This window comes from Stenomitos rutilans (genome assembly GCF_059505485.1).
On sequence record NZ_JCACKR010000049.1, the window covers coordinates 26,428 to 52,975 of the forward strand.

29 protein-coding genes are annotated in these 26,548 nt (G+C 50.3%); 20 read left to right on the forward strand and 9 right to left on the reverse strand.

The features are described 5' to 3' along the window. Positions 1-8: 8 nt before the first annotated feature. Positions 9-821, reverse strand: a complete 813-nt coding sequence (locus AC5JLP_RS08245; RefSeq protein ID WP_496067447.1) for a tetratricopeptide repeat protein — start codon at positions 819-821, stop codon at positions 9-11. A gap of 243 nt (positions 822-1,064) precedes the next feature. Here AC5JLP_RS08245 and AC5JLP_RS08250 point away from each other — a divergent pair, with 243 nt between their 5' ends. After that, a complete protein-coding gene (locus AC5JLP_RS08250) occupies positions 1,065-1,424 on the forward strand; it encodes a hypothetical protein (RefSeq protein WP_496067448.1) in 360 nt (119 codons plus the stop codon). 47 nt (positions 1,425-1,471) lie between these two features. On the opposite strand, the gene AC5JLP_RS08255 is transcribed toward AC5JLP_RS08250, so the two are convergent. Next, a complete protein-coding gene (locus AC5JLP_RS08255; protein WP_496067449.1) occupies positions 1,472-2,899 on the reverse strand; it encodes a tetratricopeptide repeat protein in 1,428 nt (475 codons plus the stop codon). Positions 2,900-3,849: 950 nt separating this feature from the next. Between AC5JLP_RS08255 and AC5JLP_RS08260 the strand changes: the two genes are divergently transcribed. The 3 genes from AC5JLP_RS08260 to AC5JLP_RS08270 all read left to right on the forward strand — a co-directional run bounded on the left by AC5JLP_RS08260 (position 3,850) and on the right by AC5JLP_RS08270 (position 8,091). Next, on the forward strand, positions 3,850-5,277 hold the full coding sequence (locus AC5JLP_RS08260; protein WP_496067450.1) for an acyltransferase family protein: 1,428 nt from the start codon (positions 3,850-3,852) through the stop codon (positions 5,275-5,277). Between the two features lie 53 nt (positions 5,278-5,330). Continuing rightward, positions 5,331-6,818 carry a glycosyltransferase family 2 protein gene (locus AC5JLP_RS08265; RefSeq protein WP_496067451.1) on the forward strand — a complete coding sequence of 496 codons (1,488 nt, stop codon included), beginning with the start codon at positions 5,331-5,333 and terminating at the stop codon, positions 6,816-6,818. A gap of 163 nt (positions 6,819-6,981) precedes the next feature. Then, positions 6,982-8,091, forward strand: a complete 1,110-nt coding sequence (locus tag AC5JLP_RS08270) for a beta-galactosidase (RefSeq protein ID WP_496067452.1) — start codon at positions 6,982-6,984, stop codon at positions 8,089-8,091. Between the two features lie 23 nt (positions 8,092-8,114). Here AC5JLP_RS08270 and AC5JLP_RS08275 read toward each other — a convergent pair whose 3' ends face one another. After that, positions 8,115-9,566, reverse strand: coding sequence for a FecR domain-containing protein (locus tag AC5JLP_RS08275; RefSeq protein WP_496067453.1), 1,452 nt, complete (start codon positions 9,564-9,566; stop codon positions 8,115-8,117). A gap of 475 nt (positions 9,567-10,041) precedes the next feature. Between AC5JLP_RS08275 and AC5JLP_RS08280 the strand changes: the two genes are divergently transcribed. From AC5JLP_RS08280 to AC5JLP_RS08290, 3 genes are all read left to right on the forward strand, one after another. Then, a complete protein-coding gene (locus tag AC5JLP_RS08280; protein WP_496067454.1) occupies positions 10,042-11,388 on the forward strand; it encodes an outer membrane beta-barrel protein in 1,347 nt (448 codons plus the stop codon). A gap of 364 nt (positions 11,389-11,752) precedes the next feature. Next, the gene (locus AC5JLP_RS08285) at positions 11,753-12,649 is read left to right on the forward strand and encodes a FecR family protein (protein WP_496067455.1); all 897 of its coding nucleotides are present in this window, start codon (positions 11,753-11,755) and stop codon (positions 12,647-12,649) included. A gap of 26 nt (positions 12,650-12,675) precedes the next feature. Then, positions 12,676-14,616 (forward strand): CHASE2 domain-containing protein, encoded by a 1,941-nt coding sequence (locus AC5JLP_RS08290; RefSeq protein ID WP_496067456.1) that lies wholly within the window; start codon positions 12,676-12,678, stop codon positions 14,614-14,616. An 81-nt stretch (positions 14,617-14,697) separates the two neighbouring features. Here AC5JLP_RS08290 and AC5JLP_RS08295 read toward each other — a convergent pair whose 3' ends face one another. Continuing rightward, positions 14,698-15,282 (reverse strand): Uma2 family endonuclease, encoded by a 585-nt coding sequence (locus AC5JLP_RS08295; protein WP_496067457.1) that lies wholly within the window; start codon positions 15,280-15,282, stop codon positions 14,698-14,700. A 136-nt stretch (positions 15,283-15,418) separates the two neighbouring features. On the opposite strand from AC5JLP_RS08295, the gene AC5JLP_RS08300 reads away from it, so the two are divergent. From AC5JLP_RS08300 to AC5JLP_RS08355, 12 genes are all read left to right on the forward strand, one after another. Next, positions 15,419-15,682, forward strand: coding sequence for a DUF7683 domain-containing protein (locus AC5JLP_RS08300; RefSeq protein WP_496067458.1), 264 nt, complete (start codon positions 15,419-15,421; stop codon positions 15,680-15,682). 341 nt (positions 15,683-16,023) lie between these two features. Continuing rightward, complete coding sequence (locus AC5JLP_RS08305; RefSeq protein ID WP_496067459.1) at positions 16,024-18,825, forward strand: toll/interleukin-1 receptor domain-containing protein; 2,802 nt, start codon at positions 16,024-16,026, stop codon at positions 18,823-18,825. A 115-nt stretch (positions 18,826-18,940) separates the two neighbouring features. After that, positions 18,941-19,141 carry a type II toxin-antitoxin system VapB family antitoxin gene (locus tag AC5JLP_RS08310; RefSeq protein WP_496067460.1) on the forward strand — a complete coding sequence of 67 codons (201 nt, stop codon included), beginning with the start codon at positions 18,941-18,943 and terminating at the stop codon, positions 19,139-19,141. Continuing rightward, a complete protein-coding gene (gene vapC / locus AC5JLP_RS08315; protein WP_496067461.1) occupies positions 19,138-19,548 on the forward strand; it encodes a type II toxin-antitoxin system VapC family toxin in 411 nt (136 codons plus the stop codon). Before AC5JLP_RS08310 ends, vapC begins: the two co-directional genes overlap by 4 nt. A gap of 104 nt (positions 19,549-19,652) precedes the next feature. Beyond that, the gene (locus AC5JLP_RS08320) at positions 19,653-19,913 is read left to right on the forward strand and encodes a hypothetical protein (protein ID WP_496067462.1); all 261 of its coding nucleotides are present in this window, start codon (positions 19,653-19,655) and stop codon (positions 19,911-19,913) included. Continuing rightward, the gene (locus tag AC5JLP_RS08325; protein ID WP_496067463.1) at positions 19,892-20,311 is read left to right on the forward strand and encodes a type II toxin-antitoxin system VapC family toxin; all 420 of its coding nucleotides are present in this window, start codon (positions 19,892-19,894) and stop codon (positions 20,309-20,311) included. Before AC5JLP_RS08320 ends, AC5JLP_RS08325 begins: the two co-directional genes overlap by 22 nt. Before the next feature lie 183 nt (positions 20,312-20,494). Continuing rightward, entirely contained in the window at positions 20,495-20,719 is a 225-nt protein-coding gene (locus tag AC5JLP_RS08330; protein WP_496067464.1) for a ribbon-helix-helix domain-containing protein, read from the forward strand. Next, positions 20,698-21,114 carry a type II toxin-antitoxin system VapC family toxin gene (locus AC5JLP_RS08335; RefSeq protein WP_496067465.1) on the forward strand — a complete coding sequence of 139 codons (417 nt, stop codon included), beginning with the start codon at positions 20,698-20,700 and terminating at the stop codon, positions 21,112-21,114. Before AC5JLP_RS08330 ends, AC5JLP_RS08335 begins: the two co-directional genes overlap by 22 nt. Continuing rightward, the gene (locus AC5JLP_RS08340) at positions 21,114-21,320 is read left to right on the forward strand and encodes a papain fold toxin domain-containing protein (RefSeq protein ID WP_496067466.1); all 207 of its coding nucleotides are present in this window, start codon (positions 21,114-21,116) and stop codon (positions 21,318-21,320) included. Before AC5JLP_RS08335 ends, AC5JLP_RS08340 begins: the two co-directional genes overlap by 1 nt. A gap of 9 nt (positions 21,321-21,329) precedes the next feature. Beyond that, positions 21,330-21,677, forward strand: a complete 348-nt coding sequence (locus AC5JLP_RS08345) for a hypothetical protein (protein ID WP_496067467.1) — start codon at positions 21,330-21,332, stop codon at positions 21,675-21,677. 79 nt (positions 21,678-21,756) lie between these two features. After that, entirely contained in the window at positions 21,757-21,978 is a 222-nt protein-coding gene (locus AC5JLP_RS08350) for a hypothetical protein (RefSeq protein ID WP_496067468.1), read from the forward strand. Next, positions 21,965-22,408 (forward strand): type II toxin-antitoxin system VapC family toxin, encoded by a 444-nt coding sequence (locus tag AC5JLP_RS08355; protein WP_496067469.1) that lies wholly within the window; start codon positions 21,965-21,967, stop codon positions 22,406-22,408. Before AC5JLP_RS08350 ends, AC5JLP_RS08355 begins: the two co-directional genes overlap by 14 nt. On the opposite strand, the gene AC5JLP_RS08360 is transcribed toward AC5JLP_RS08355, so the two are convergent. Further along, positions 22,391-22,519 (reverse strand): hypothetical protein, encoded by a 129-nt coding sequence (locus tag AC5JLP_RS08360; RefSeq protein WP_496067470.1) that lies wholly within the window; start codon positions 22,517-22,519, stop codon positions 22,391-22,393. The genes AC5JLP_RS08355 and AC5JLP_RS08360 overlap by 18 nt on opposite strands. A 103-nt stretch (positions 22,520-22,622) precedes the next feature. Here AC5JLP_RS08360 and AC5JLP_RS08365 point away from each other — a divergent pair, with 103 nt between their 5' ends. Further along, positions 22,623-23,264 carry a Uma2 family endonuclease gene (locus tag AC5JLP_RS08365; protein WP_496067471.1) on the forward strand — a complete coding sequence of 214 codons (642 nt, stop codon included), beginning with the start codon at positions 22,623-22,625 and terminating at the stop codon, positions 23,262-23,264. Positions 23,265-23,271: 7 nt separating this feature from the next. Here the strand turns inward: AC5JLP_RS08365 and AC5JLP_RS08370 are convergent, their stop codons facing one another. The 4 genes from AC5JLP_RS08370 to AC5JLP_RS08385 form a co-directional block, all read right to left on the reverse strand. Continuing rightward, positions 23,272-23,832, reverse strand: coding sequence for a hypothetical protein (locus tag AC5JLP_RS08370; protein ID WP_496067472.1), 561 nt, complete (start codon positions 23,830-23,832; stop codon positions 23,272-23,274). A 246-nt stretch (positions 23,833-24,078) separates the two neighbouring features. Further along, positions 24,079-24,753, reverse strand: a complete 675-nt coding sequence (locus AC5JLP_RS08375; protein WP_496067473.1) for a tetratricopeptide repeat protein — start codon at positions 24,751-24,753, stop codon at positions 24,079-24,081. Positions 24,754-24,871: 118 nt separating this feature from the next. Continuing rightward, a complete protein-coding gene (locus tag AC5JLP_RS08380; RefSeq protein ID WP_496067474.1) occupies positions 24,872-25,867 on the reverse strand; it encodes a DNA-formamidopyrimidine glycosylase in 996 nt (331 codons plus the stop codon). A gap of 96 nt (positions 25,868-25,963) precedes the next feature. After that, on the reverse strand, positions 25,964-26,362 hold the full coding sequence (locus tag AC5JLP_RS08385) for a photosystem I reaction center subunit IV (RefSeq protein ID WP_496067475.1): 399 nt from the start codon (positions 26,360-26,362) through the stop codon (positions 25,964-25,966). Positions 26,363-26,548 lie beyond the last annotated feature (186 nt).

The window sequence follows — 26,548 nt, forward strand, 5'->3', positions numbered from 1 at the left end:
AAATCACTTTACCGCTGTAGCAATGCTTGGAGCTGTGGTGTTTGCAGTAGCGTCTGAAAATGAGCATCGCCTCGTGCTAGCGCACGATAAAGGGGAGGATTAAGCTTAATCGCCCGTTGCAGATAACTGAGTGCCAGTTGAGGTTCCCCCTGAAGGGCATAACACCGGGCTTTGCTATACCAGGCATCGGGGTTGTTTGGCTTGTTTTGCAGAGATTTATCGAAGCTAGCGATCGCGCCCTCATAATCGCCCTGCCGAGTTAATATAGTACCCCGGTAGTTCCAGGCGTAATAGCAAAGTGGGTTAATGGCTAGTGTTCGATCGAGACCCTCAAGCGCCAGGTCAAGTTTTTCGAGGCTGGCAAGCACTTTGCTACGGCTGTACCAGGCTTTGTAGTCACTGGGATTCATTTCAATGACGCGATCGAAACAAACCAGTGCTTCCTCATCACGATGCAGATGCGCCAATGCTTTACCCTGGTTGTAGCGCGCTTTCAAGTCGTTGGGGGTCAGCCGCAGCGTTTTTTGAAGACAGACTAGCGCTTCCTCGTAACGACCCAATTTAGCAAGCACGATGCCTTTGCCATGCCACGCTAGAGCAAATTCGGGATGAATGCGCAACGTTTGGTCAAAGCTGGCAAGGGCTTCCTGAAAGCGGCCTAGATTTTCGAGTGCGTAACCACGGTTGTTCCACACCTCGTAGAGGTCGGACTGTGCAGCTAAAACTCTGTCATAGCCAGCGATCGCGCCTTCATAATGCCCTAATCCATATAAGATATTGCCGTGACTGTACCAGGCAGCAGAGTTCAGATCACTCTCCATAACCTACCCTAAGCCCCAAGAACTCCTATTCCTAGAGTTGCCAAAAACAAGCAAAATTCTCTCACAGTCGTCTATTTTCCGTAAATTTACGCCTATCCTCAATGAAGCAAGCAAAAATTTCTCCTTAGCCATCCCCCGCGATCGTGTGCCTGCTCACCCATTCATCTACTCACCCATCGAGGCGAAGCTGTATTTGAGATGAAGATCTATTTGACCCATTGTTCAGCCGAAAAGGACAACGCCTTGAAGGGCGCCCACATCGCTACTAGCCCCGACAAGCTTTACACCAATCCTGAGCTGCAAGCGTTTATGCAACGTTGCCAGACTAAAGGTGTCGCGTGGGCGATTCTTTCTGATCGGTATGGGGTGTGGCTACCTGAAGTTATGCACGAATGGTACGAGAAACATCCTGCTACCGTGACGGAGCAGGAAGCCCAGCAGATTGTGGAGCAGTTCGATCGAACGCTGCAAGCCTACAATGAAATCTATTTTTTTGTCCGACCAAAAACATTTCATCCGTTTTACCAAACGGTTCTGACGAGAACAGTTTTGGCTTCACGCGTTACACAATTTAGTGATTTGCAGGTAATTGAATCAAACTGATGCAATCGGTTAACGCAAGACACCCAGTCTGCGCTGACTACAGCACACTAGGTTAAGTGTGGAAATGACCGCAAAGATGTTTCGGGGTCTTGTACGCGATCCGTAAAGGAAGCTGTCTCGTCTAAACGCTCAGCTGCAATGCGACCTTCGCTGTCATCTTCACGGGGAAAAGCTTGCAGCGATTGATTGCGATCGAGCGCTAAAGCGCGACGGCTTTGTGCGTCGGGAAAGTTTGGCTTAATTTCCAGGGCTTTATCATAACTGGCGACGGCAGAGGCATAATCACCTAGATGCCCTAGCGCCGAGCCACGGCTGTACCAGGCAGGATGAAAGTCAGGATTGATGCCAATGGCGCGATCGTAGCTTTCGATCGCAGCTTCATTTTGTCCCAAATGACCCAGCGCAATGCCTCGGCAGTACCAGGCTTCAGGCATCTCTGGCTGAAATTGAACTGCCTTATCGTAGCTGGCGATCGCCTCTGCATAAAGACCGAGCTTGCGAAAGGCAGACCCACGACTAAACCAGGCTTTAGCAAACCCTGGGTTGAGCTTCAGGGCATGATCATACCGGGCGACCGCCTCACGATACGAGCCAGACTTGTACAGCGCGCTACCCCAGTTGTACCAGGCTTCACGCAGGTTTGGCTTGAGGTCGAGTGCCTTGCGGTAACTCGCGATCGCCTCTTCGTATTGTCCAAGGGCGTCAAATGCATTACCCCGGTTATACCAGGCTTCGTAAAGAGTGGCATTAATGGCTAACGCTTTGTTGTAGCTGTAAATGGCCTCTTCGTGCCGATGCAACTTATGCAGCACATTGCCCCGGTTATACCAGGCTCCGTACCACTCTGGCTTGATGGTTAGCACACGATCGTAGCTACTGAGGGCTTCCCGGTGGCATCCAATCTGGTTCAGCGTGTTGGCACGGTTGTACCACGCATGGGAGTAGTGCGGCCTGTATTTAATGGCGTGGTCATAACTCTCGATCGCCGCTTGATAGCGCCCCAGCTTGTATAAAATAATGCCCCGGTTGTACCAGGATTTGGAGTAATCTAGCTCAAACTCCAGGGTTTTATCGTAGCTTTTCAGTGCTTCTTCGTAGCACCCCGACTTGTCAAGGGCGTTGCCACGGTTGTGCCAAGCTTGATGAAAGTTGGGTCTTAGCTTGATTGCCTTGTCATAGCTGGCAATGGCCTCTTCGTAGCTATGCAGGTTATAAAGTGCAATGCCGCGACTATTTAGCGCTTCAGGGTAGTTGGGTTCCAGGTCGATCGCCTGATTAAAGCTAGCTACTGCCTCCTCGTAGTGACCCAACTCAGACAGCGTCACGCCACGCGTATGCCAAACGTGGTGCCAGTCTGGATGAAACTGCAAAACGCGATCAAAACTGAGTAGCGCGTCTTCAAAAGCTCCAGCACGGCTAAGTTGCAACCCTTGCTGCAAGAAGAACTCTGCGTCTGAATCCAAATGCTGAGACATATTAGTTGCTCAACAGGGAACGAACCTTGACTACAAAAAACGGTGATGCCATGACAAGAATCTAACCGGAACAAGAAAAGACTAGCAAGAACAAGAAAAGAGAGCGAATGCCTGAAAGCTAGATGCATCGATGTGCGTCACGACCGATCGTCGTATCAACTAGCACTAAATTAGCGCCAGAGGCTAAGCGATGAGTCAGGATGCAAGAGCCAAGCCACTATTAAGTGCAAGGTACAACCAATAGCCCTCATCCAGAACAGCCCAACCGATGCCAAAAATAATCGGCTAACTCAGTGGACATACTGATTGTAACTTGAGTTCGTAGAGAGGGTTGGCATCACGACTCCACATACACCGTCAAGCCAGGATCACTATGGCTTAGCGAGGTTTTGCTGGCTTAAAACCGAGGCTAACTGTGAGCGATTCTGACGTGGCTTCATGATCGTTACCTCTAAACAGCAGCTCGTTCTATAGATTTTTCATGACAAAGGAAACGTTTTATAAAAAAATCTCATCTATGGCAGCAGACCTTATTAGCTCACCTTGGAAAATCAACCGAAACAAACGTGATCGTGCTAGAGATGAACTATAAAGAAATATGTATCTCCCCAGGAGGATGTGGTTAAAACAGATATTCCCGTATCAACAAAGAGAGCCTTTTTGTTCACGCTACTTTACAAACGCAGCTGTACAACTAAGCACTAAGTGCGGATTTGGGCATAGATTGTCATTTTTTGCATGTCTTCACGGGTAAGTGGCAACTATCAGACGTGATGGGATCAAGCAGCGTGTCGCTGGCATTACGGCTATTTCGATGATTTCGCAATTGAGGATGATAAGACTCTAAATTATAAGCACCTGTGATAGGTGAGTTATTAACCCTTCTTACAAGGGATGCTGCTAGATGTTCCTGTTTCCATTTTTGTTAATAGAAGAGATTTTAAATATTCATGGTTGACCTAAAAATGGCCCGATCGCCACGTTTAGCCTGGTTGGAGGGCATTCGCATTTTAGCGGCAGTTTTACTCTTGCTCTATCATGCTCAACTGTTGTTTACAGGCTATGCTTATACGCCCCAGCCAACCGGACTGGCGAATAATTTGAGACAACTGGTCACTCCGGTAGACGGAGGGATTGACCCAGGCATGTTTCTGCGCCTTTTGGGCATTCCAGCCTGGTTTGGCTTTCAGTTTGTGGATGTATTTGTTCTCATCAGTGGCTTTAGCCTGGTGCTGTCGCTACGGGGCAAGCCGATCGCGGTGGGTAATTTCCTGAAGCGCCGAGTGCTGCGGATTCTATGGCCCTATTGGACAGTGGCATGGCTTTCCTATCCGGCACTCTGGGCGATCGGTGTGGCAACTCACAGCTACATCCCAAGCCTGTGGCACATCTTTGCGGGAGTGACCTTTCCACTGCTGTTTGACTACAGCGGTGAGCTACTCCTGGCGACTAGCGGACCGTGGTGGTTTGTGCCACTCATTCTTAGCTTTGCGCTGATTTTTCCCTTTCTATGGCATCTCTTACAGCGCTGGGGCAGTGCAAACTTATTGCTCATCAGTACCTTGCTCACTGTAGGGTACCGTGCCCTGGCAATTTATAAATTTGACGGTCATCCGACCTATGTGATTTTGGATACCCCCACCGACTGGCATCCCTTTTTGATTTTCCTTTCCAAGCTGAGTACGTTCGTGTTGGGTATGGTGGTTGCCCAGCTTTACGCGCAAGGGAAAGGGCCAATTTTCTGGAACGCTCAGCGAGCCTTGGCGTTGGGGATTCCACTCTATGCGCTTGGGTTTGTTTGCCAGTTTTATCGGGCAGGCTGGGTGTTTGTCGATTTGCTCTTACCCGTGGGGTTGACGCTTTGCTGTATGGTGCTGTTGCGTGCCCTTGCCCAACTGCGCCCACTCGCATCGGTATTGGTTTGGTTAGGTGCCCATAGCTACAGCTTTTTCTTGATTCACAATTTTGTAGTCGATCGCACGATCAGGCTAGTGGTGCAAGATGATCTCGCACTCTATTACTGGCTGCTTCCGGTCATGGTGGTAGGGACGCTTATTCTGGCGGTGCTGGCAGATTATGCAAGCCCATTCTTGCAGCGCTTAGTGGGGGCACTTTTACGCGATCTGGACTACGTGTTAATGCCAGCCACCGTGCGACAGCGGCGGAGCTGGAGTCCGCGCATGGGTGAAGCGGTTGTGTACCAAAGTAGAGTGGGTTGGACGGTGCTGAAAGTTGAAAAACTGTTAGACGAACGGGAGTTCTTTTTGTGTCAAATCAGCGATGGACACCGATCGCTCTGGGTGAATGAAGATGATCTAGAACCTGCCGTAAAGTTATCTCAACCTGGGGAAGTTAGTAATCACTCTGCCTTTTTCTAAGCATGACTGACTGCTGACCAAATGTTGATACCCCTGACCCTAATGATTGGAGGATGGCTAAAGTGAGGAATTGGACGGGCGACATACCGAAGCTGATTTATACCCATGTTTTGCTGATTGGGGTTCCAACAATTTTCTACTACTGTCTGCGCGTCGGCGGCATGCCCTTAATCAACATTCATCTGGCGATCGCCACCTTTTTTCTGTTAAGTTCCCTTGTTATTTTTTTAGAAGCCACTAATGCCCTCTTTCGACGCTTTGCGGTGAAGCGCAAGCGCACTGATATCGGTCATCTGGCTCAGTTCAAGCAATCGACGAAATCTGCCCTAGGGGTCAGTGGTAGCCAGCGTCCTCCAGCAACGAATCCTCTACCGCGCTGCTCATTTTTGGTGGCGGCCTATCTACCCAACGAGAAGGACATTATTCTAGACACGCTGAAACACATTCTCCATAGAGTGCAGCGATCGTCTGAAGGGCTGGAAGTCATCCTGGCCTACAACACGCCTATCGATCTGCCCATAGAAGACGATTTGCGGCGGCTGACTCTCATTCACCCAGAGCTACGGTTGCTGCGGGTGGAAGGCAGCCACTCTAAAGCCGAGAATTTGAATGCCGCTCTGCATGTTGTGACGGGTGAGATCACTTGCATTCTGGATGCAGACCATCATCCAGCACCAGACTGTTTTGTGCGGGCTTGGCGTTGGCTAGAGCATGACTACGATGTGGTGCAGGGGCGCAACATTATTCGCAATCACGGGCACAGCTTGCTAACGCTGAATGTGGCGATCGAGTTTGAAACGCTGTACGGCGTTAGCCATGCGGCAAAGTCGTTTCTGACCGATTCCACCATTTTTGGCGGCTCAAATGGCTACTGGCGCACAGAGGTGCTACAGCAGATCCGCTTTAACCCAGCGATGCTAACTGAAGATATTGATGCTTCTATGAGGACTCTGTTAAGCGGCTACCGCATCCTCCACGATCGCAGTATCATTACGACCGAGCTAGCACCAGCAGACTTCAATTCCTTTTGGTTTCAGCGCAAACGATGGGCGCAAGGGTGGCTTGAGGTTAGCTTTAAGTATCAGCGTCGAGTCTGGAAGTCCAACCACTTTAGCCTGTGGCAAAAGGTTTACTGGACATATCTGCTCTACTTCTGCGTACTCTATTCGCTGATCGCACTCCAAATCTTGCCGCTAATCTTAAGTCTGTTCCTTTACCAGGGAGATCTGCCACCCTCCGACAATCCCTTTCTCTGGTTCAGTACAGTGATTACGTTTTCAAGCGGTGTTTATCAAACGCTGGTCACGATGAAGGTAGCAGCCGTGCGTTATCCGGTGTTCTATTTTCTGCAACACGCGGTCATCATCTTCTTGTACACCATCCTGAAGAACATGATTGCGGTCGTTGGACTCTACGATCACCTGCATGGGGTGAATAAATGGGTGGTTACACCCCGTGGCATCAAGCAAAAGCGTCCGCTACCAGTCCGCAAAACGCCAGTGCTTGCTTCTACCGCAGCAGGGGTCAGCTCCGCCAAATAGTAGGGGAAGCGCACCATTGGAATTCGTAACGTCTGGCGTTACCAGCGCTAAGTCATAAAAGCTGAATTTTGAGCGGGGCTTGGTCAAGGCTAGACAAGCCTGGAGTGTGTCGTGCTTTTGAAGTCGTCGGGCACTCTAGGTGAACTTAGAGCGATGCGGCGACATGAAGAAGTCACAAAAAACTGGTTTATTGACACGTAGGCAGTTTACGCACCTGGCAATGTCAGGCATGGCGTTTGGAATGGTATGGAGTGCCGATCGCGTACAGGCAATGACTCGCCCTATGATCCCTTTACAGTCGCTAGGGCTAAGGCGACCATCCAACCTGGGTACCACGTTTAGCCAGCTTCAATGCCACTATATGGGGTTGGATTACCAGGAAGCCTTCCGCCAAATTTGCTCTCTGGGGTTTAACCGCCTTCGCCTCTGTAGCTACTGGCACGAAATTGAGCCAGCCGAAAAGCAGTTTGATTTCACCACCCTGGACTGGCTTCTGGAAGAAAGTCATCGACACGGGATTGAGGTAGTGCTGACGGTAGGCATGAAAGCACCCCGCTGGCCCGAATTTCACTTCCCTGATTGGCTTCGTGCCCGCCTGGATACTACGAACCGAGCAGCGGTAGATTTGAATCCTGAAATTGCCGATCGGGCGTTGCAGTTCACTCAGGCAGTGGTCAACCACACCCGTGAGGCTCCAAACCTTACATACTGGCAGATCGAAAACGAGCCGTTTACCCGTTTGGATATTACCGCTGGACGCTACCTGAGCTATGGGTACGTGCGCCGAGAAGCTGAGCTTGTCCGATCGCTGGCACGACCTCACCAGAAGCTTTTAATGACGACAGCCATTAGCTTGCCTGCGGCCGATCTGGCAGAGGACGATCGCGCGTTTCAGGAAAGCCTGCAAATGGCAGATAGCATTGGCATTAATGTTTACACAAAAGTGCCTGCGGGAAATTCAACCTTTTATCTACAACCCCAACCATCCTATTGGCAAAAACTCAAGGAATGGCAAACCAGCTTGATCAACAGCAACAAAGAAGACTGGATTGCTGAAGCCCAAGCAGAACCCTGGGAACCCAATCAACTAGTGGCAATGGCAAAGGCAGAGTACCCTAGCTGCACGCCAAAGCGCACCAGCAATCTGGTCAATTCGCTAACCGATTTGGGCTACAGCACCGTGATGCTATGGGGTTGTGAATACTGGTACTGGCAGAAGAAAAACGATCGCAACCTCTGGTGGTGGACGATGCAACAAATCGTCGCGGCCTAAAAGCTTCTCACAGCCTGTCGTGATTAGGGAGAAGTAACCGTTGCTGGGGTGGCGATCGTCGTTTGGACTCCGACTGTACCCGTCGTCACGCTTGTGGTGACTTGCGCTGACACGGGTTCTGGACGTGGGGCAGCACTACTTGCAGGTGTTGCAGGCGTCGCAGGCGTTGCTGGTGTTGCAGGCGTTGCTGGAACGGACGGCAGCACAGGCGTTGTGGATGCAGGTAGCGTTGTCTCAGGTGTCGTTGGTGTTGTTGGCGCTGGAGCGGGTGATGGCGTCGGTGTCACTGGAATCGATGGCTGAACGGGCGCTGTAGTGCCTGGAGTTGTTGTTGGCGCGGGTGTCACTGGTGCAGGTGTGACTGGGATTGACGTAGCCGGAGTCGGCTGCACCGATGTTGAAACACCTGGACTTGGCGCGGCAGGTGTTGTTGGCAGCGGTGGAACAGCCGTTTGAATCGGCGCTGTAGCGCTTGGAGTCGTTGGTGGTGCCGCCGATGGCCCAGGGGGAGAAACGACAGTCGGAATGGTTACGGAAGGTGGAGTGCCGGTACCTGAAGGATTAGACAGCACTGGTACATTGGTCGTGCCTGGACGCGTACCCGACGATGATGTCTGTGATGAATTAATGGTCTGTCTGGCCGTTTCCCGATCAAAGCCAGAAGAAATGGGTGCTGCCGTGCCTAAAGGGTTAGGTGTAACAGTGATTTGCGTTCCAGGAGCAGGCGTGAGGCCAACAAAGGCTGGGTTTTCAGCAACCTGACCCGTGATAGGTGTCTGTTCTTTAACCGCTTGAGAGGTTTCTGCCTGTACCGCAGCAATGCCCGGATCGGCGTTTGGCGTAGCTTTACTGAAGGGTAAATCCAGATCTTTGACCAGTTCGCTGGTTTGGTAGAACGTGTTCAGATCAAAGTTGTAGATCTGAATGACCTGATTTTGAATGATGACCGCCATTTGCCCTGCTTTGAGGGTCCGGGCTTGAGGATTGTCTCCATTAGAGACCTCAATGCGGCTGTTGGTCAACGCTCCCACGATCGTGGTGTTGGTGTCTTCGTTATAGCGAACAAACAGGGCTGAACCACGGATACCTGCGGCGGCGTTAGGGGTGCGCACATTTGTACGTCCCTGACCAGGTGGAATGAGCAACAGGGCTGTGCCGTTGCCCAGGTAGAAGTTGCGGGTGTTGGGGACAAACTGAAACAGTGCCCGCTCACCAATACGGGCTAGAGAGCTGTCGTTGAAGCGTAGCTCGGCGAAGGATCGGCGAGCCGTTGCCAAAGCATCTCCAGGCGTCATCGTATCGGCATTTCGAGCAGCACGAGTCACCCGATTTTTGAAAATGAGCTGGACTTGATTGCGAAGTGCCTGAACAGTAGCTCTGGTCAGTGGGGTTTCGGCACTGGCTTGCTGGGGTAACAGTAAGGTTCCAGCACTAAACAGACTCAACGTGACGATCAGGAAGAATTTGCGAGACATATTGGCTCCAAGCGTTCAAGATCACTCAGCGATCGCACCCTGGCTGCGCTGCCTGAAAAACGCACTGAACCACATTCCCTCACTTGCACTTCACAGTCTTTGGACAGGTAGTGTAAGTTACTGCTCGATGCTAACTAGCCCTAGAGCGCTAGCGCTCAATGCGTCAGCCTTAGGAATTGGATCGAAGTAAGATTTTCAGGATTTGGATGAATTACGTATTTCCTCTTAAGTGTAAAGCGCAGCTTTAATTAAAGCAGATATGAAGCCTCATACTCATAAGCTTACTTTCAACAAATCTAAATGTCACTCAAAACGCGAACAATCCCTAATTTGAGCGATGGCATTACATTTGTTTGAGTTGCCTAATGGCATAGGCTAGAAGAATATCCCTGAAAGCCATCAAAGCGGTTGTGTTCCCTGGCGCAATCTCTGTCGTTCGCAGTCCCTCCATCTCAGTAGTTCCACGGTTCCTGATTTGCAGACTCGTCACTCATTGACCCCCTTTGGGCTGTATCTACCCCTCCGGTTAAACATCTGGCAGATGATGATGATTTGGAGCAGCTTATGTTTTAGTAGCCTCGTCTGGTCTGTGCCCAAGACCCTGGCACTCCCTAGTGCTAATGTTGCCTCTCAAGCGATCGCGCCCCCCCCTGCTACTACCACTGTGCCTCCGGTACCCCGTTCCCCAAAGCCGCTAGCGACAACCCAGCGACAACGTCATCGTGCGGCTGCCCTCTTACCCCTCCAACCACTGCAAGCGACAATCGACTCTACCAGGACGATCAGCCCCACTCAGGCTGACGCGGCTACGTCAAATCCGTTTAAAGATTTAGCGATCGCCGATACGGTTGCACAGAACGCTGCCCCTGCTCCTAGCCCGCCTGATAGCAAACCGCTTCAGCCGGGTGACGGCGATCCCGAACTGGGCATCATCCGGTTGCAAGTGCCCAAAAGCTCTCCCTCTGCACCCACAGGCGACGCGATCGGGCAAGGTGCGACAGACCCCCAGCAAACGCCCTGCGCGTCAGGAATTCAACCCGATCCAGAATTGGGGTGTTTGCCCTTGCAATCATTGCCGCCACCACCACCGCCTCGTCAGCCTGCTGTCTATCTTCTGGTGCACCTTGACTACTTTCGCAGCAGTAACGTATTTTCAGCGGTTGACCCGGTTGATGATGGGTTGGTCAGACCGGGGTTGACGCTGTTTACAGCGCCTGCGATCGGGCGCAACACTTACTTTGTTGGCTCGATCGATGGCAATTTGATTCGCTACAACACGCAGTCTCAAATTGACTACAACGAACTGAGGTTTAGAGCAGGCATTTTTCAGCGGCTTTCGCCAACCATGTTTGGTGAGCTTGGCTGGAGCAATCAACAACTGTTCATTGCAGGGAGCAAGATTCCAGGGCTGCCTGTAGGCACTCGTTTTTTGAATGACCACGCACTTCGCTTGGAGCTAAGCCGTCGCGATCAGCTAAACAAGCGGTTAGCGCTGAATACGTTTTATCAGTTCCGGCTAAGTTTTGCTGATCCTGATATACGATCGCGGCTTCTGAACTCATTCATCGCATCCTTCAGCTATGACCTCCAGCCCAACCTTCAGGTGGGACTCGACTACCAGTTTGCGCTGGCAAACTTCACAGCGATTAGACGGGATGACCAGTACCATCAACTGGCGGCTCGTCTGACTTACACCGCGTTTCGGAATACACAATTTAACGTCTTTGTAGGTTATAGCTTTGGCAATTCGTCTGATCCCTTGATCGACTTTAGTGGTCTCATTTTAGGCGTGAGTATGACGGTCAATTTGGGGCTTTTTTAGATGCACTCGATCGCAGGCACTTTTCAGCGCCAAACATGTCTATCGTGAAAGCCGCAGTCAGGGTTGTCTAAGCGAGCGAGGGGTGCCACGCTTCAAGGCCACGATCAAAGCCGCTGTAAATTCACTTAAAACTCTCTGGAATAGCGTTGCCTCCCTGAGTAGAAAGAGGCAGAAGCCGATCCATTCAAGCGTTGACCACAAGTATCAAGCGACCGTTCACGGTAACACCAACGTAACGCCGACAGCTAACTTCAAGACGATTCTCACGCCCAATATGGGATTACTAGCTACGCGCATCTTCGATCATCAGGGGAGTCTACCTACGTTCACACAATGCTACTGGTAGTGCTCTGGAGTCACTTCTATGTTGACGATTTCTCAATGGCTTCCCACTAGCGGGAGGTTGAATCGCATCCTGCTGCTCTTTGTTTGTGCGCTGTGCGTTGTGCTGGCGACACGATCGCCCCTCATGGCGCAAACACCGACGATCAATCAAGCCAAAATTACTCAAGTGCTGGACGGATCTCAAGTGTTTATCCAAAATCGGCAAGCGAAGGTTAACGACGCAGCAAGTAAAGGTCAACGCGTGCGTACAGGCGAGGCACGGGCACAGTTGACCTTTAATACAGGTGCGATCGGGCGGTTAGCTCATAACTCAGTGTTAACGGTCGGACAATGTGCCCGTCTGCGACAAGGAACCCTCCTGGTCAACGGGGCAATGAATGGCTGCACATCGTCTGTTGTGGCGGGTGTACGTGGCACAACCTATGTTCTGGAAGCAACCGACGCGGGAGAAACAGGCATTAAAGTGCTGGAAGGGGAAGTGACGGTGACTCGTCAACGGGTTGCAGAGGAGGATGCAGAGCCATCTCCTGGCAGCAAGCAGTTCTCACTGCCTTCAATCATCCCCTCGCTGCCATCATCTGCACCCGAACCCGAACCCAGTCCATCGCCCGATTCAGTTGAGGCACCCGTTGAGCCGATCGCCACGCCCGTACCGACTGATGCAAATCAGGTGGTGCTGCAAGCGGGTGAGAAGGTTAGCGTGAGTCCGACTGGCACTTTGGGATTGGTCGAAAAGCTGACTCAAAGTGAATTTACTAATTTGCTGAGAGGTGGCTTGTTTAATGGCTTTACGCTGTCGTTGCCTGGAATGTCAAAGATTCAGTCGAGCTTTCAGCAGTTGTTTCCAGGTGTTCCCTTTCCGATTCGGCTACCGAGCGTTTCAATTCCAGGTCTGCCGATTCGGTTGCCCTTTTAGCACCTGAAGGATAGAGGGAGGGGTGCATGACCCAAACTAAACATCGATGGCAGGTCAGACCAGAGGCGATCGCGCCCGTCTTCATTAGCCTGTTAGCGGTCACTAGCGCGATCGCGACTGCGGTGAATTTTCAACCGTTGTGGCAGTTAGAGTTGCAAACGCAAGCACTCTTTTTTCGACTGCGAGGCCCCGTTGCACCGTCCCAGCAGGTGGTGATTTTGGCGATCGATGATGATTCGCTCACGCGAGGGCGAGATTCTAAAGAGTTGAAGTCGCTGGCAACGATTCAATCATGGCCTTGGCGACGCACAGCCTACGCAGAGGCGATCGACAAGTTGATGGCAGCAGGTGCAAAAGCCGTTGCGGTTGATGTGCTGTGGGATTTGCCAAGTGAGCGACCCGATGACGATCGACGGCTTCAGCAAACCTTGCAGAAGTACGCGGGACGGGTGACGCTGGCAGCTCTTCATGCCTCGTCTCAAAGCAATGGCGGCGGGTTAGATCAGTTGGTTTATCCCGATCCGATGTTTCAAGTCGAGCCAAAATCCATTGGGTTTATCAACTATCTCACTGAACCAGATGGTCGATTTCGACGGTTTGCCAGCGCCTATCTCGATCGCATTGACGCCGACTTACGCCGATCACAACCCAATCTAATTTCGTTTGACGAAGCCAGTTTGCAAGCGTCTAAACTGCCTGTTGCGCAGCCCAAAGGAGACTATATCTTCTTCTACGGTGGACAAAACACGTTCACAACGGTTTCGTTCTGGCATGTGCTGTATCCCCAAAACTGGGCCTTGCTCAAGCAGCAGCAGGTGTTTAAGGACAAAATCGTGCTGATCGGCCCGACGGCTGCCTTTTTGCAAGATATTCACTCTACGCCGTTTGGGGATGTTTCGGGGGTGGAAATTCACGCCAACGCGATCGCCACGCTGCTGGAAAATCGGACATTGGCAGAGGTCGTTCCCGCTCCACGCTGGCGAGGCTTCTACCTGTTGCTTAGCATTGCGGGCATTGGGCTTGCTATTAGCCAACTCGCCAGACGCGCCACGCAACGCTTCTTTCTGGCGATCGTCATTGCGGTCATCTGGTCAATCATCGGCTATGGCAGCTTTGTCTATGGTGGCTGGATTCTCCCAGTTGCCACGCCCATGCTGGCGATCGGCCTGAGCGGACTGTCCTTTCTCGGCACCGGAGCCGTGAGCGATCAACTTGAAAAGCTGCGTCTGCGTCGCACATTGGAACGGTATGTGGCAATGCCTGTGGTGGAAGAAATTCTGAACCAGCCCGAAGACTTCCAGGCGTTGCTTCAGGGGCGCAAGCTCAAAGCTGCCGTGTTGTTTTGCGATATTCGCGGGTTTACCACACTGTCGTACAAGCTGCCTCCCGAACAGTTGGTTGCGTTGCTCAATATTTACCTCAATGCAATGGTGGAAGCGGTAGCCGCTGCCAGTGGCACGATCGACAAATTCATTGGCGATGCGGTAATGGCAGAATTTGGCTCGCCCGTTTCCTATGGTGAACAGGTGGATGCGATGAATGCCATTCGCGCGGCATTGGGGATGCGTCAGGCGTTGGCAACGCTGCGATCGCAGTGGCAGCAGGAAGGCAAAACGTTGTTGTATCACGGCATTGGCATCAGCTATGGCGAAGTGATTGCGGGCAATATTGGCTCGCTACGACGGCTGGAATACACCGTGATGGGCGACACGGTCAACGTTGCCAGCCGTGTGGAAGGGCTAACTAAAAACTTCTGGACAGATATTTTGATCACGGACTCGCTGTATCAACTGGTGCAGGAGCAGGTAGAAGTGGTGTTTGTGGGCGAACATTTACTGCGGGGACGCGAAGAAAGCCCCACAGACCTCTACAGTCTGGTGGGGCTGAAAGGCGAATCACCAACGCTCTACCATCAAGTACACGAAGAACTGCGCCGCTATCTGGGCTACAAAGAATCAACCTCATAGAAATACAAACCTCGGAGGTTTGAACCAAGAATCAGGCATCGTCACCCATATCGTTGCTGAAACCTCCGAGGTTTTGGGCAACTAAACATCTGGGTGTTCGATTGCAAAGACCTGAGCGATCGTCCGATCGAGTGCTCCCAATTGATGCGAAGAGAGCCGATCGCTGCCACTGAGTGTCGCCATCTCTGCATACACACCCTGTTGCAACACCAACAGCAGAATCGTTTGCCGTTGTGGATCGACCACCCAATATTCAGGAATGCCGCGATCCTGGTATTGCAGCCGTTTGGCAATGTAATCTCGATCGCGCTGCAACTCACCGGGGCTAACAATTTCAATCACCAGGTCGGGCGGTGCCATCGAGAGCCGAATGGTGTTGCGTCGCTGCAACTGCTCAATGTGTTCTGCACGAATGATAGTCAGATCCGGGTAACGATTGCGCGGTTCGCCTCTCACCTCAAGCTCTAACCCGTGCCCCCGGAGCCTGCGATGCCCCACGATCGGCAGAAAAATGGCAAAGAGGAGGTTGGCAATCTCAACATTCAGTCCCGATTCTGGTGGCCCTTCGATCAACTCCCCATTAAAAAGCTCGTACAGGTTCTCTGTGCCATCGTCGTAGGACAGATACTCGTCAAAGCTAAGAAAGCGCGGCTTGGTTTGAATCATAGTGCTGAGCAGAACGGCACGATCGCTCCTATCCTAACCAGAAACCGAGTCTCTTTGATGCTAAAACCTCGGCGGTTTGAGTCCCCCTGAGAAGATAGAATCTCTAGAGCGTTTTGTTTGATTGACTTCCTTACTGATGTCTACATTCCTGCTCCAAAGTCGTTATATGAAGCGAGTTGTGCGCGGTTACGAGAAGAACGGCGATCGCCTGATGCATGAATTTCTCCTCAAAGATGCCAGCTTGTCAGAATTACAAGATTTGTTTGAAGAACCGCGCCAGCATTTAATGGTAGACAGTTATCCTATCGCCAACATTCACTCTGCTTACTTTCAACAACACCTGAAGGTTGTCCTTGACTTCGATCAGTTTGACTATTTCCTGGAATGTGATGCGGTGTAACTGTGAAGTTGCTCAATGACAATCGCGTAGTGCATCGAAGCATTGCAAATGTAACGCGATCGATCACGATTGCATCCGGAGCAATCTCAATTGGATAGTGATCGATCTCGAATGTCAGCCGATCGATCTCGAATGTAACGCGATCGCACTTGACGGATCAAAACCTCGGAGGTTTCAATCAAGCGCTGAACGTGCAATCAACATGACGGCTTAAACCTCCGAGGTTTGCATCAGCCGTTGCAGCGTGTAACTAAAACTTCGGAGGTTTCAACCATTGCGTTGATGCCCCCGTGATGTCTGGTTAAACCTCCGAAGTTTGGTTTGTTCTGATTGATGCTACGTTGGTTGCAGGATTTTTTGCGATCGACGAAATAGGTATGGCAGACAGCGCTGTTTTCATCTCCAGTTCCAGCCGCGATCGCGTCGATCATGATGTGTTCATTTCTTACTCGCGGCGCGATAGTGAGTTTGCGCGTCAGCTTTTAACTCGACTCAAGGGCGAAAACCGGGATGCCTGGGTTGATTGGCAATCGATTGAAGCAGCGGAAGACTTTTGGCGGGCGATCGAAATTGGCATTGAAGCCGCCAATACGTTTGTTTTCATCCTCAGCTCCGATTCGGTGGCATCTCAATACTGCAAGCAAGAAATTGACCATGCGGTAAAGCACAACAAGCGCCTGATTCCAGTCGTGTGTCGCACGGTAGACGCAACCACTGTTCATGCCGCACTGCGTCCCCTCAATTGGATTGCCTTTCAAGCATGGAACGATGACGTTGCCTTTGCTCAACTGGTACGGGCGATCGACACTGACTTACCCTACGTGCGAATGCACACGCGCCTACAGGTAAAGGCGATCGAATGGAACAAACGCGGACGCGATGACAGCTTTTTGCTGCGAAAGATGGATCTAGCCGATGCGGAAACCTGGTTGACTGGCAGCAACGGCAAAGAACCCACGCCAACCGCACTGCAACAGGACTACATCACGACCAGTCGCACCTTTGAGGATAATTACAATCAACTGCTGGCACGGGGAGAACGGGCAGGTAAACAGGTGAAGGTTGCGGCGTTTGTGGTGCCGCTTGCAGTTGCGATCGCATCTGTTGCTGGAGTGGTTGCCTTCTTCAAAACTCAAGATGCGACGGTTGCAGTGCAGTGGGCGAACAGCGCGGTTCAAAGAGCAAACAATGCAGAACAAAGGCGAACCGACGCAGAAACGCAGCGTAAGGATGCGGACGAAAAGCGAACGAGTGCAGAAGGCAAGCTGAAAGGTACAGAAGAGAAGTTGTCGGATGCAAAAGGAAAGTTATCTAACGCAGAAGCATTGCGGCAGCGTGCAGAAGCAACGCAACGAGATGCAGAAGGAAAAGCGCGTAATGCACAACTAAAGCTAGCGGGTATAGAAACAAAATTTACCATTGCTAGTGCTGATTTGCAGCAGAAGGAAAAGAACATTCAGGATGTATGGGAGTTTAGTGAGGCTGAATCTCAGCGCCTTCAACATAACTATACTCAAGCCCTAGACATCATCAACCGAGTTATTCAGAAAAATCCCCATAACACTTTTGCTTTGTTTAGCCGAGGCTGGACTCATGATTTAATGAAGGACTATCGGGCGGCTGAGGCGGACTTTCGTCAAGCGATTAAGCTTGACCCCAAGTATGCTAGAGCTTACAACGGCCTTGGGCTTGCCTTATCAGATCAAAATAGGCTCGATGAAGCAATTGTCAATCTCCGTAAAGCAACCAAGCTTGACCCCAAACTTGCTACTGCTTACAGCAACTTAGGTAACTTGCTATACCAGCGGAATAAGAGCAGTGAGGCAATCACTGTCCTTCGTAAAGCAATCAAGCTTGATCCCAAGCTTGCTAACGCTCACAACAATCTTGGACTTGTGTTGATGGGTGAGAACAAGTTTGATGAAGCAACCGCTGCTCTGCGTAAAGCAATAGAGCTAAACCCCAATGAAGCTTTTATTTATAGCAATTTAGGACTTGTGCTGAAGAATCAGAAAAAGCTTGATGCAGCAATCACTGTTCTTTACAAAGCCATTGAACTTGACCCGAAATATCCTGAGGCTTATTACAATCTGGGTCTTACTCTGTACAAGCAAAATAAACTGGACGAGGCAATCACTGCTTACCACAAAGCGATCGAGCTTGATCTAAGCCACGCTGAAGTCTACAACAATTTAGGTATTGCACTGTATAAACAGGACAAGCTGAATGAAGCAATCACTATGCTCCACAAAGCTATTGAACTTGACCCGAAATATCCTGAGGCTTATTACAATCTGGGTCTTACACTGTATAAGCAAAACAAGCTGGATGAGGTAGTTACCGCTTTCAAGCAAGCGATAAGATTTGCGCCTCAAAATGCTGAGACTTACTACAATCTAGGTGTTGTACTGTTTAAGCAGTACAAACTAGATGAGGCAACTACTATGCTCCGCAAAGCTACTGAACTTAACCCAAAATATCCTGGAGCTTATTACAATCTTGGTCTTGTGCTGTACAAGCAAAACAAGCTGGATGAGGCAGTTGCTGCTTTTAAACAAGCGACAAAATTTGACTCGAAAAGTGCTCAGGTTTACTACATATTGGGTGTTGTACTGTCGGAACGGAACAAGCTAAATGATGCCGTTAATGCCTATAGACAGGCGGTTGAACTAGACACTAAAAATGCTGAGGCTTATTATAACCTGGGGATTACGTTATACAAGCAAGATAATCTGAATGAGGCAGTTAACGCTTTTAATCAAGCGATAACACTCGATCCGAAAAATGCTGAGGCTTACTACAATTTGGGCATTGTATTGTTTGAGCAGAACAAACTGGATGATGCCGTTAATACGTACCGTAAAGCGATCGAGATTGCTCCTAGAGAAGCTAAAATTTACAACAATTTGGGAAATACGCTGAGAAGACAGAATAAGCTCAATGAGGCGATCATTGTCCTTAATCGCGCGATTGAAATTAGTCCTACCCTTTCTCCAGCCTATGCTAACCGAGGTTTAGTCTATTTCAACTTGAAACGGTATGCAGAAGCCCTAGCAGACCTGAATCGAGCCATCGACGAGCTTAACTTCAAGAAAGATTGGGTGTTGCAGTTGCGGGAGCAGGTGAGGAGGGAGGTGAAGTGAGCGTGTAGGGTATGGGGTGTAGGGAGGAGGGGCGCTCCTTATACTAGTAAGCATTTCAGAGGAATGGAGAAAGCGCACTACTATAGAGTTAACTGAGCAGTTGTTAGAGTTAGTCATGGTTACTCAGCTCAATATCAACGAATCTCTGCTCCAGGAGGCACTAGCACTCGATGACCAGGCAACCATTGATGCCCTGGTAGAAACGGCCCTGCGCGAATACATTCAACGCCGTAAGCGGCTCAAAGTGCTAGACCTCTTTGGAACGATCGATTACGACGAAGCTTACGATTACAAGCAACAACGACAGCAGGCATGAGCGTCATTGTTGATACGTCTGTTTGGTCACTGGCGCTACGTCGGAAAGCCCTGCCTACTAATTCTTCGATCGTTGCAACTCTACAAGACTTAATTGCCAATGATCAAGTCGCCTTATTAGGCGCGATTCGTCAAGAAATTCTTTCAGGCATTCGTAGCTCCGAACAGTTCATTCGCTTACGAAACTACCTGAGAGCTTTGCCAGATATAACGCTCGCGATCGAAGATTACGAACTTGCCGCAGAGTTCTTTAATACCTGCCGGAGCAAAGGCATTCAAGGCTCAAATACGGACTTTCTGATCTGTGCAGCGGCTCATCGTCGCAGTTTCAGTATTTTTACAACCGATCAAGATCTGCAAAATTTTCAAGCACACATTCCCATTGTTTTGTTGCCAACTCAAAGCTAGGAAAAGCATCAATTGCATAAGCAGGTACGGATGAACGCGCACGATGGACATGCTCACAACCGGATGCGACGTTAGACTGAAGTCAAATCATTCTGGGCGATGGCATGAGAACGATCGAAACCACAGCAACGATTACTAAAGATGGGCAACTTACCCTGCAAGTGCCGCCCGATCTTGCGCCTGGTCAGCACCGCGTTGTTGTTGTTATTGATGAGCAGCTTGAATTATCGCTGCCTCAGGCTCAGACTGATCCTTTGATTGGTCTCTTTTCCGGTACTCCTGAGCTTGGCACACAGTCAGAAGCGATTCTACAGTCCGAGATTACAGCTAACACTGGTTGGACGTGGAAACAATTACCGCTGTAGCAGACACAGGCTTTGTCGTTGCCTTACTTAATCGATCGGATGCAAGTCATGCAGCCGCAGTCAGTGTATATCTCCAACAGCAAAGCATCCTGCTACCACAAACGACCTTAACTGAAGTTGCTTACTTGGTCGGGCGTGATGCTAGCACTGCAACCACGGTCGCTTTCTTACAAGGACTCTCTGCCAGTCGCTTTCACTTAACAGCTCTAATTGCACAGGATTTGATTCGAGTCGCAGCGATTCTTGACCAGTACGCAGATAGTCGGATTGATTTTGTTGATGCCACTGTAATGGCGATCGCTGAACGCTACCGTAGCCAAACCATTTTGACCCTAGATCAACGAGACTTTCGCATCCTCCGTCCCCAACACTGTGAGAGCTTTATCTTGCTGCCTTAAAGATTCGGCGATCGAGCTTGGCTTCAAAGAAGATGCCGTCTTGCAGTTGCGAGAGCAGGTAAGAGAAAGGCTAAAGGCTAAAAACTAAAGGCTAAAAGATAAGGGATGAATGGGGAGGGATGAAGAGAGATGAGGGGCGACGAGGGGCGATCGGGCTATTCTTAATCTGCTAAGGTATAAGACATGAAAGCCACGACCGTCTACTTATCTGAGGAAGCAACGTTAGCGCTAGAGAAACTGGCTCAGCAGCTAAACCGTCCTGCTTCTGAGCTAATTCAAGATGCGATCGATCGCTATCTTTTGAATAGCCATGCATCGCTTCCTCCTTCTATTGGGCTGGGAGCCAGTGGCAGCGGCGATCTTTCAGAGCGCGATGAAGAACTGCTGTGGCAAGAATCGATGTCCTAGCGGATACCAGCGGCATTATTGCCCTGCTCGATCGCGACGATCGTTATCATCAAGCTGCGATCAAAGTTGCTAGGGCAAATACGCTTACGGTGCCTTCAACCGTCTTACCTGAAGTTGATTATTTAGTCAGCAAGTATTTGGGTGAGGCTGTGGCACAAGCGTTTATTCAAGATTTGGCAGATGCTCATTTCAACTACCTTACCGTGGAACTTGATGACATCAGAAACGCATTAGACGTTATGACTCGCTACAAAGGCGTTCCTCTTGGCTTAGTCGATGCAAGTCTGGTTGCGCTAGCAGAACGCTATCGTGTGCAAAAAATACTGACGCTCGATCGACGACACTTCAGCTTGATTAAACCGAGAGGATTGGAATACCTGGAATTACTACCCTAATGGTTTTCAGGGAATGTCTTACAGGTAGCGCGATCGCCAAAAATGGGAGACATGAGGGCATTGCTGTTACGATCGAAGACACAGAAATCGTTTTTGATAACCATCATCCTCGTGGCATCCCCAGAAAAACCTGGTTAGCGAATCTTCAGTTCCACAACAAAGCGTTTAGTGGTCAGCCCTTCCAGGTTACCGAAACAACCTTTTGAGAGGTCATCATGCAAGAAGCGATTCAGTATCCAGCCGCGCACCAGGCGGAGTATCTCTACCCGCTGCTGCATCGAATTAAAGCAAGACCGGGCATGTATCTAGGGCGACCCTCTCTCACTCGTCTCAGAATGCTACTACTGGGCTACAGCTTGGCGCGGCGAGAACTAAATCTGCCTCTGACTGAGCAGGAAAAAAGCTTCGATGGGTTTCAAGACTGGATACAACAGCGCTTTCAGATCCAGTCTTCCCAGGCATGGGACAGCATCATTTTATTCCACTCAACCGATGAGCAAGAGGCTTTAACAAGATTCTTCCAGCTCTTTGAAGAGTTTTGCGAAGCGGTGAAGCGACCTTAAGCGATTGTAGGGGTTGATAAAGGGGCGATCGGGCCTGGGTGAAGCGCTAAACTAAGTTCAAATCATTCTGGGCGTTTGTATGAGAATGATCGAGACCACAGCAACGATTACTAAAGATGGGCAACTTACCCTGCAAGTGCCGCCCGATCTTGCGCCTGGTCAGCACCGTGTTGTTGTTGTCATTGATGAGCAGTCTGTTCCTACTCCCCAGCGATCGCCCCTACAATTTTCAGCCTACCCGGTTGGGTTAGTCTCTCCCGCTCTAACCTTCCGTCGAGAAGATCTCTATGGCGACTCATAACGCTGTTTTCATCGACATAGACGTACTCATTTATGCCAAGCTGTCTCTCTCGCCGTTTCATCGTCAAGCTGTAGAGAGATTGCAGACCTTAGAGATAGCAGGAACCCAATTCTGGATCAGCAGCCAAATCATCAGGGAATATCTTTCTGCGTTGACGCGCCCTAGCGACTTGTCCGCGCACATTCTCGTTGCGACACTGGTAGAGGATAGTCACTATTTTGTCAGCCAATTTGAGGTTGCTGAAGATAATCGTGAAACGACAGAAAGGTTACTAACTTTGATTGAGCAGGTTAGCGTAGGCGGCAAGCAAGTCTATGATGCGAATATCGTTGCTACAATGCAGGCCTATGAAATTCCATCGCTGCTAACTCACAATACTCAGGATTTCAACCGTTTTTCCAATCTCGTTACTTTAATGCCGTTGGTCTAACGACGCAGCAGGTGTACTATTTGGGTCATGGCGAGAGACGATGACGATCGGACGTATCTTGGCAGCAAGCCCCAAATCGACCAACCATACTCCGCCTGGTTTAGGGTTCATCGAGCGAATCCAATACCTCTTGTTCAACGACTCTAGAGCACCTGGCAGCTAGTCAGACATATCCTACTTGAGATAATGAGCGTATCCTTCCGCAAGTACAGCCATGTTTGCGATCGTCTCCCATAAGAACCTTCAACTTCGACCTGGCGGAGTCTTACGATTGCCTGCTACGTGGGACGAGTATGAGAGCCTGAGCGCACAACGCGGTGACGGTTCGTTGCCTCGACTTAAGTACCGCAATGGAGAAGTCTTGCTAATGTCGCCTCTGCCACATCACGGAAAAGATGCCAGCCTGATCGCTGATATCATCAAAACACTGCTAGATCACGCAAATAGCGAGTATGACTCCTTTACGCCAATTACGATGAAGCTACCGGAAGAAAGCGGGATTGAACCAGACTATTGCTTCTACATTGACAATTGGGAAGCCGTGCTAGGCAAAAAGCGGATTGATTGGCGCAGTGATCCACCACCCGATCTGGTGCTTGAGATTGATGTCACCAGTTATTCCGATATCAATGATTATTTGCCGTATCAGGTTCCCGAAGTGTGGCTGTATAAGCGCAACCAACTACGTATCTATCAGCTTCAGGAGAATGCTTACCAACTGAAAGCTCAAAGCCGCTATTTCCCAGCGATCGATCTGCCAACGCTCATTGAGTCTTGCCTTCAGCTTGCCTACGATCGCAACACCAGCGCTGCCATTCGGGACTTAAGGCAACGGCTCAGAGATGGCCTGTTGTAGATTCAAACTAGGAGAAAATTTGTTTAGCCCACTGTCCTAGCGCCAAGCCAAACAGCGAGAGACCGCTGAGAATAAAAAACGTGTAGGTTTTTCCAAACAAGCGGAGTAAGTCGTTTCTCGCGCCAGCGACAGTTTCGGGCAACGTCACCGCAAAAATGCCTGCGATCGCTCCTACACCAGCCATACCCAAGATATTCAACAAACCCATCGTCTTAGCCCACAGCATCGCAGCCATTACGCTGATGGCTCCAGCCATCAACATACTCGCAACGCCTGGTACCGTCCATCCCAAAAAGACCACCATCGCAAAGGCCGTTGCCAGTTGACCTTCTGCAATGCCAAAGACGCTACCCGCAAAGGCCCCAGCCAAGCCTCCAGCCAAGCCACTGCTCAACGTCCACGTTACAGCGGGTGTCAAAATAAGAATCTTGGCAATGGTCAGTGCAAAAGCAAGCGGCAACACAATGCTTTGCGCCCAGGATGGCGTATACGCAAGTAGAAAGCCAACCAGTACGTACCACAAGAAGTTAAGCGCCAGCCAGTTAAGCGGGATGGTGGTTGTTTTCATACATTGCAACGTTGTGATGACGGGGTTGCTGACTCAAACTGAAGCTCTGTGGTAAACGCACGACCATGCAGAGGCGATCGATCCGTTATCGACTACTGTACTGAATTCGTTAGGACAGTGCCGAGGAGATTTACTTTTTTGATTGTCTCAATCTGCCGCTTTTCAACAAACAAGCTATTTACAGTGACTGTAAAGCTTTCAAGAAGATTGCGATCGCCTTCTCAGGTTAGGTATGGCTTGCAAAAGTTAGCGCGTCGTCTGCAATACCTGTTTGGATCGCACAATCTGATCTTGACTAAATCCTGCTTCATCTAAATAGTTCAGAAAGGACGCATCGCTATAGCGAGGATCGACACTAAGCGCCTGACGATATGCCTCCTGCGCTAATGCTTTTTCGCCATTGCCCCAGTGGGCGATCGCCAGCGTTACAAAGGGATGAGGATTGGTCGGTTCTAAGCGGACGGCTGTTTTGGCGGTAGCGATCGCAAAGTTGTACTGCCCGATGCGCTCACAGGCAAGACTGAGATTGTAGGAAGGAATTTCGTTGTCTGGTTGTAGTATGGCTGCCCAAGCATGAGCAGCGATCGCCGACATCAACTGGCCTTCAACCAGATACACAATGCCCAGTGCATTTAGGGTTTGTACATTGAACGGGTTGAACTGCAAGGCTTGTAGAAGGGTGTCAACCGCCGCCACATTTTGCTTTGCTTTATGCTGCGTCCAGCCCAGTAAGATTCTGCCAGAAAGATTGTTGGGTTCAAGAGCGCTTGCTTGCTCAAGGGCCGCGATCGCCTCCGGGTAGCGCTCCTGCTCCCGATAGCTCAAGCCTTGCTGCCGATACGTTTCTGCCGATATGGCAAACGCTGGTATCGCAGACAGACTGCTACTAACAACTATCCCAGCGACAACCCATCCCTTCATCTTTTATCCTTTAGCGATCAGCGGTCAGCTTAACAAGCAGGCGACCTTTAGGAAAACAAGCTACAGCGTTCAGCAAACATGCGCCCTTAAACTGCCAGCTTCAACTCAAACCTTATCCCTATTCCCAATTCCCTATGCCCGACTCCAACTTCTGGCACGTCGGGCAAAAATGCGCCGATCGCCCTGCCATTTTAAAGCGTTCGATCATCGTTTCACAATTGCGGCAGCGATCGCCATCACGCCCATACACCCAGGCAGAACCGCCATAGTTGCCGTTAACGCCTGCTACGCTGCGAAATGTTCGAAACGTGGTGCCCTTTGCCTCAATGCTGGCTTGAAGGACTTGAACAATGTTCGATCGCAGTCGCTCAATGTGGGATTGCTTGAGGTGAATACATAGCGTTTGAGGATGAATACCACTGAGAAAGAGCGCTTCATCAGCATAAATATTGCCAATGCCAGCGACGATCGTCTGATCCAGCAAGGCATTCTTAATCGGACGGCGACGCTGCAACTGCTGAGTCAAGTAGGCAACCGAAAATTCTTCAGAAAACGGTTCCGGGCCTAACTGTTGTAATCCAGTGATAACTTGCTCTGGCTCGTTCTCTGGCGGCACCCACCACATCTGCCCAAACGTCCGCTGATCGACAAAGCGTAGTTCCTTGCCATTTCCAAAAAACAGCCGCACTCTGGTGTGTTTTTCCAGTGGTTCCGTTTGGTCTACCCAGAGAAGTTGCCCGGTCATGCGGAGATGGACACCGAGCCAGCTATGAGAGTGAGGGGTGAGGGGTGAGGGGTGAGAGGTGAAATAGGTTGCTGAGGGAGAAGCGGCGATCGGACGAGAGGGAAACGAGGAAATCGCTGCCAACGGCTGATGGCTGACCGCTGACCGCTGACCGCTGACCGCTGATTCTCCTAACTCCGCCAGCAAATACTTTCCACGTCGATGCCATTGAACGATCGCAGCGCCCTGCAACCCGGCCAAGAAATCTGCTACTGAAAAAGGGTGGGCGATGGTGCGATCAAGCAACACATCCCCACCCTCAATTATTTGATGCAGGGTCACGTCATTTAAACCCCGCCGAACCGTTTCAACTTCGGGTAACTCAGGCACAGAAAGCAATGCTCCCAGACAACCAGTGTCTAAACGTCAGACAGTTAATCCTTAGTCTAACGTGCATAGCCTATAGCCTGAAGCCAACAACTACTGCTAGCGAGATTCTGTACCCTGGTTAGCATCACCTTCAACACCAGTGCTGCCACCTGGAGCATCGGCTGTCTGTGCGGGATCGGCTGTTGCTGTACCCGTTGTTGTACTGGAAGGCTTACCAACCTCTTCTTGGCTACCAGTCTTACGAATAGCAGGCTCGATCGGGGTCTGTCTACCAGTCGTTTTGGCTGCGCCTGTCTTTTTAGTGGGGGGTGCAACTTCAACCACTTCACTTGCAGCAAAGTTGTTAGTGTTCACGCCCGCGTAATTGACTTTATCAAACCGCACAATCACCGAGTACTTAATGCCGCTCTGATCGATCGACGCAACGGTGCCATAATCCTGGAACCAGTAAGACTCTTTGCGAAGAATTTTGACTTTAGAACCGCGCTGAACCATGAGTGTTTTTCCCTCTTATTGTTAAGCTTCAACTCATACAGCTTTAATGACCCTAACTTTACTACGAACCGATGACACATTCAGCGCGAGTGTGGGTGGTTGCAACAATCTGAAATATTTTGCATTGCGTCAGAAGTTAGAAGTCAGGAGCCAGAAGTAAGCGTTGCCTTCAAATTCTGATCAGCC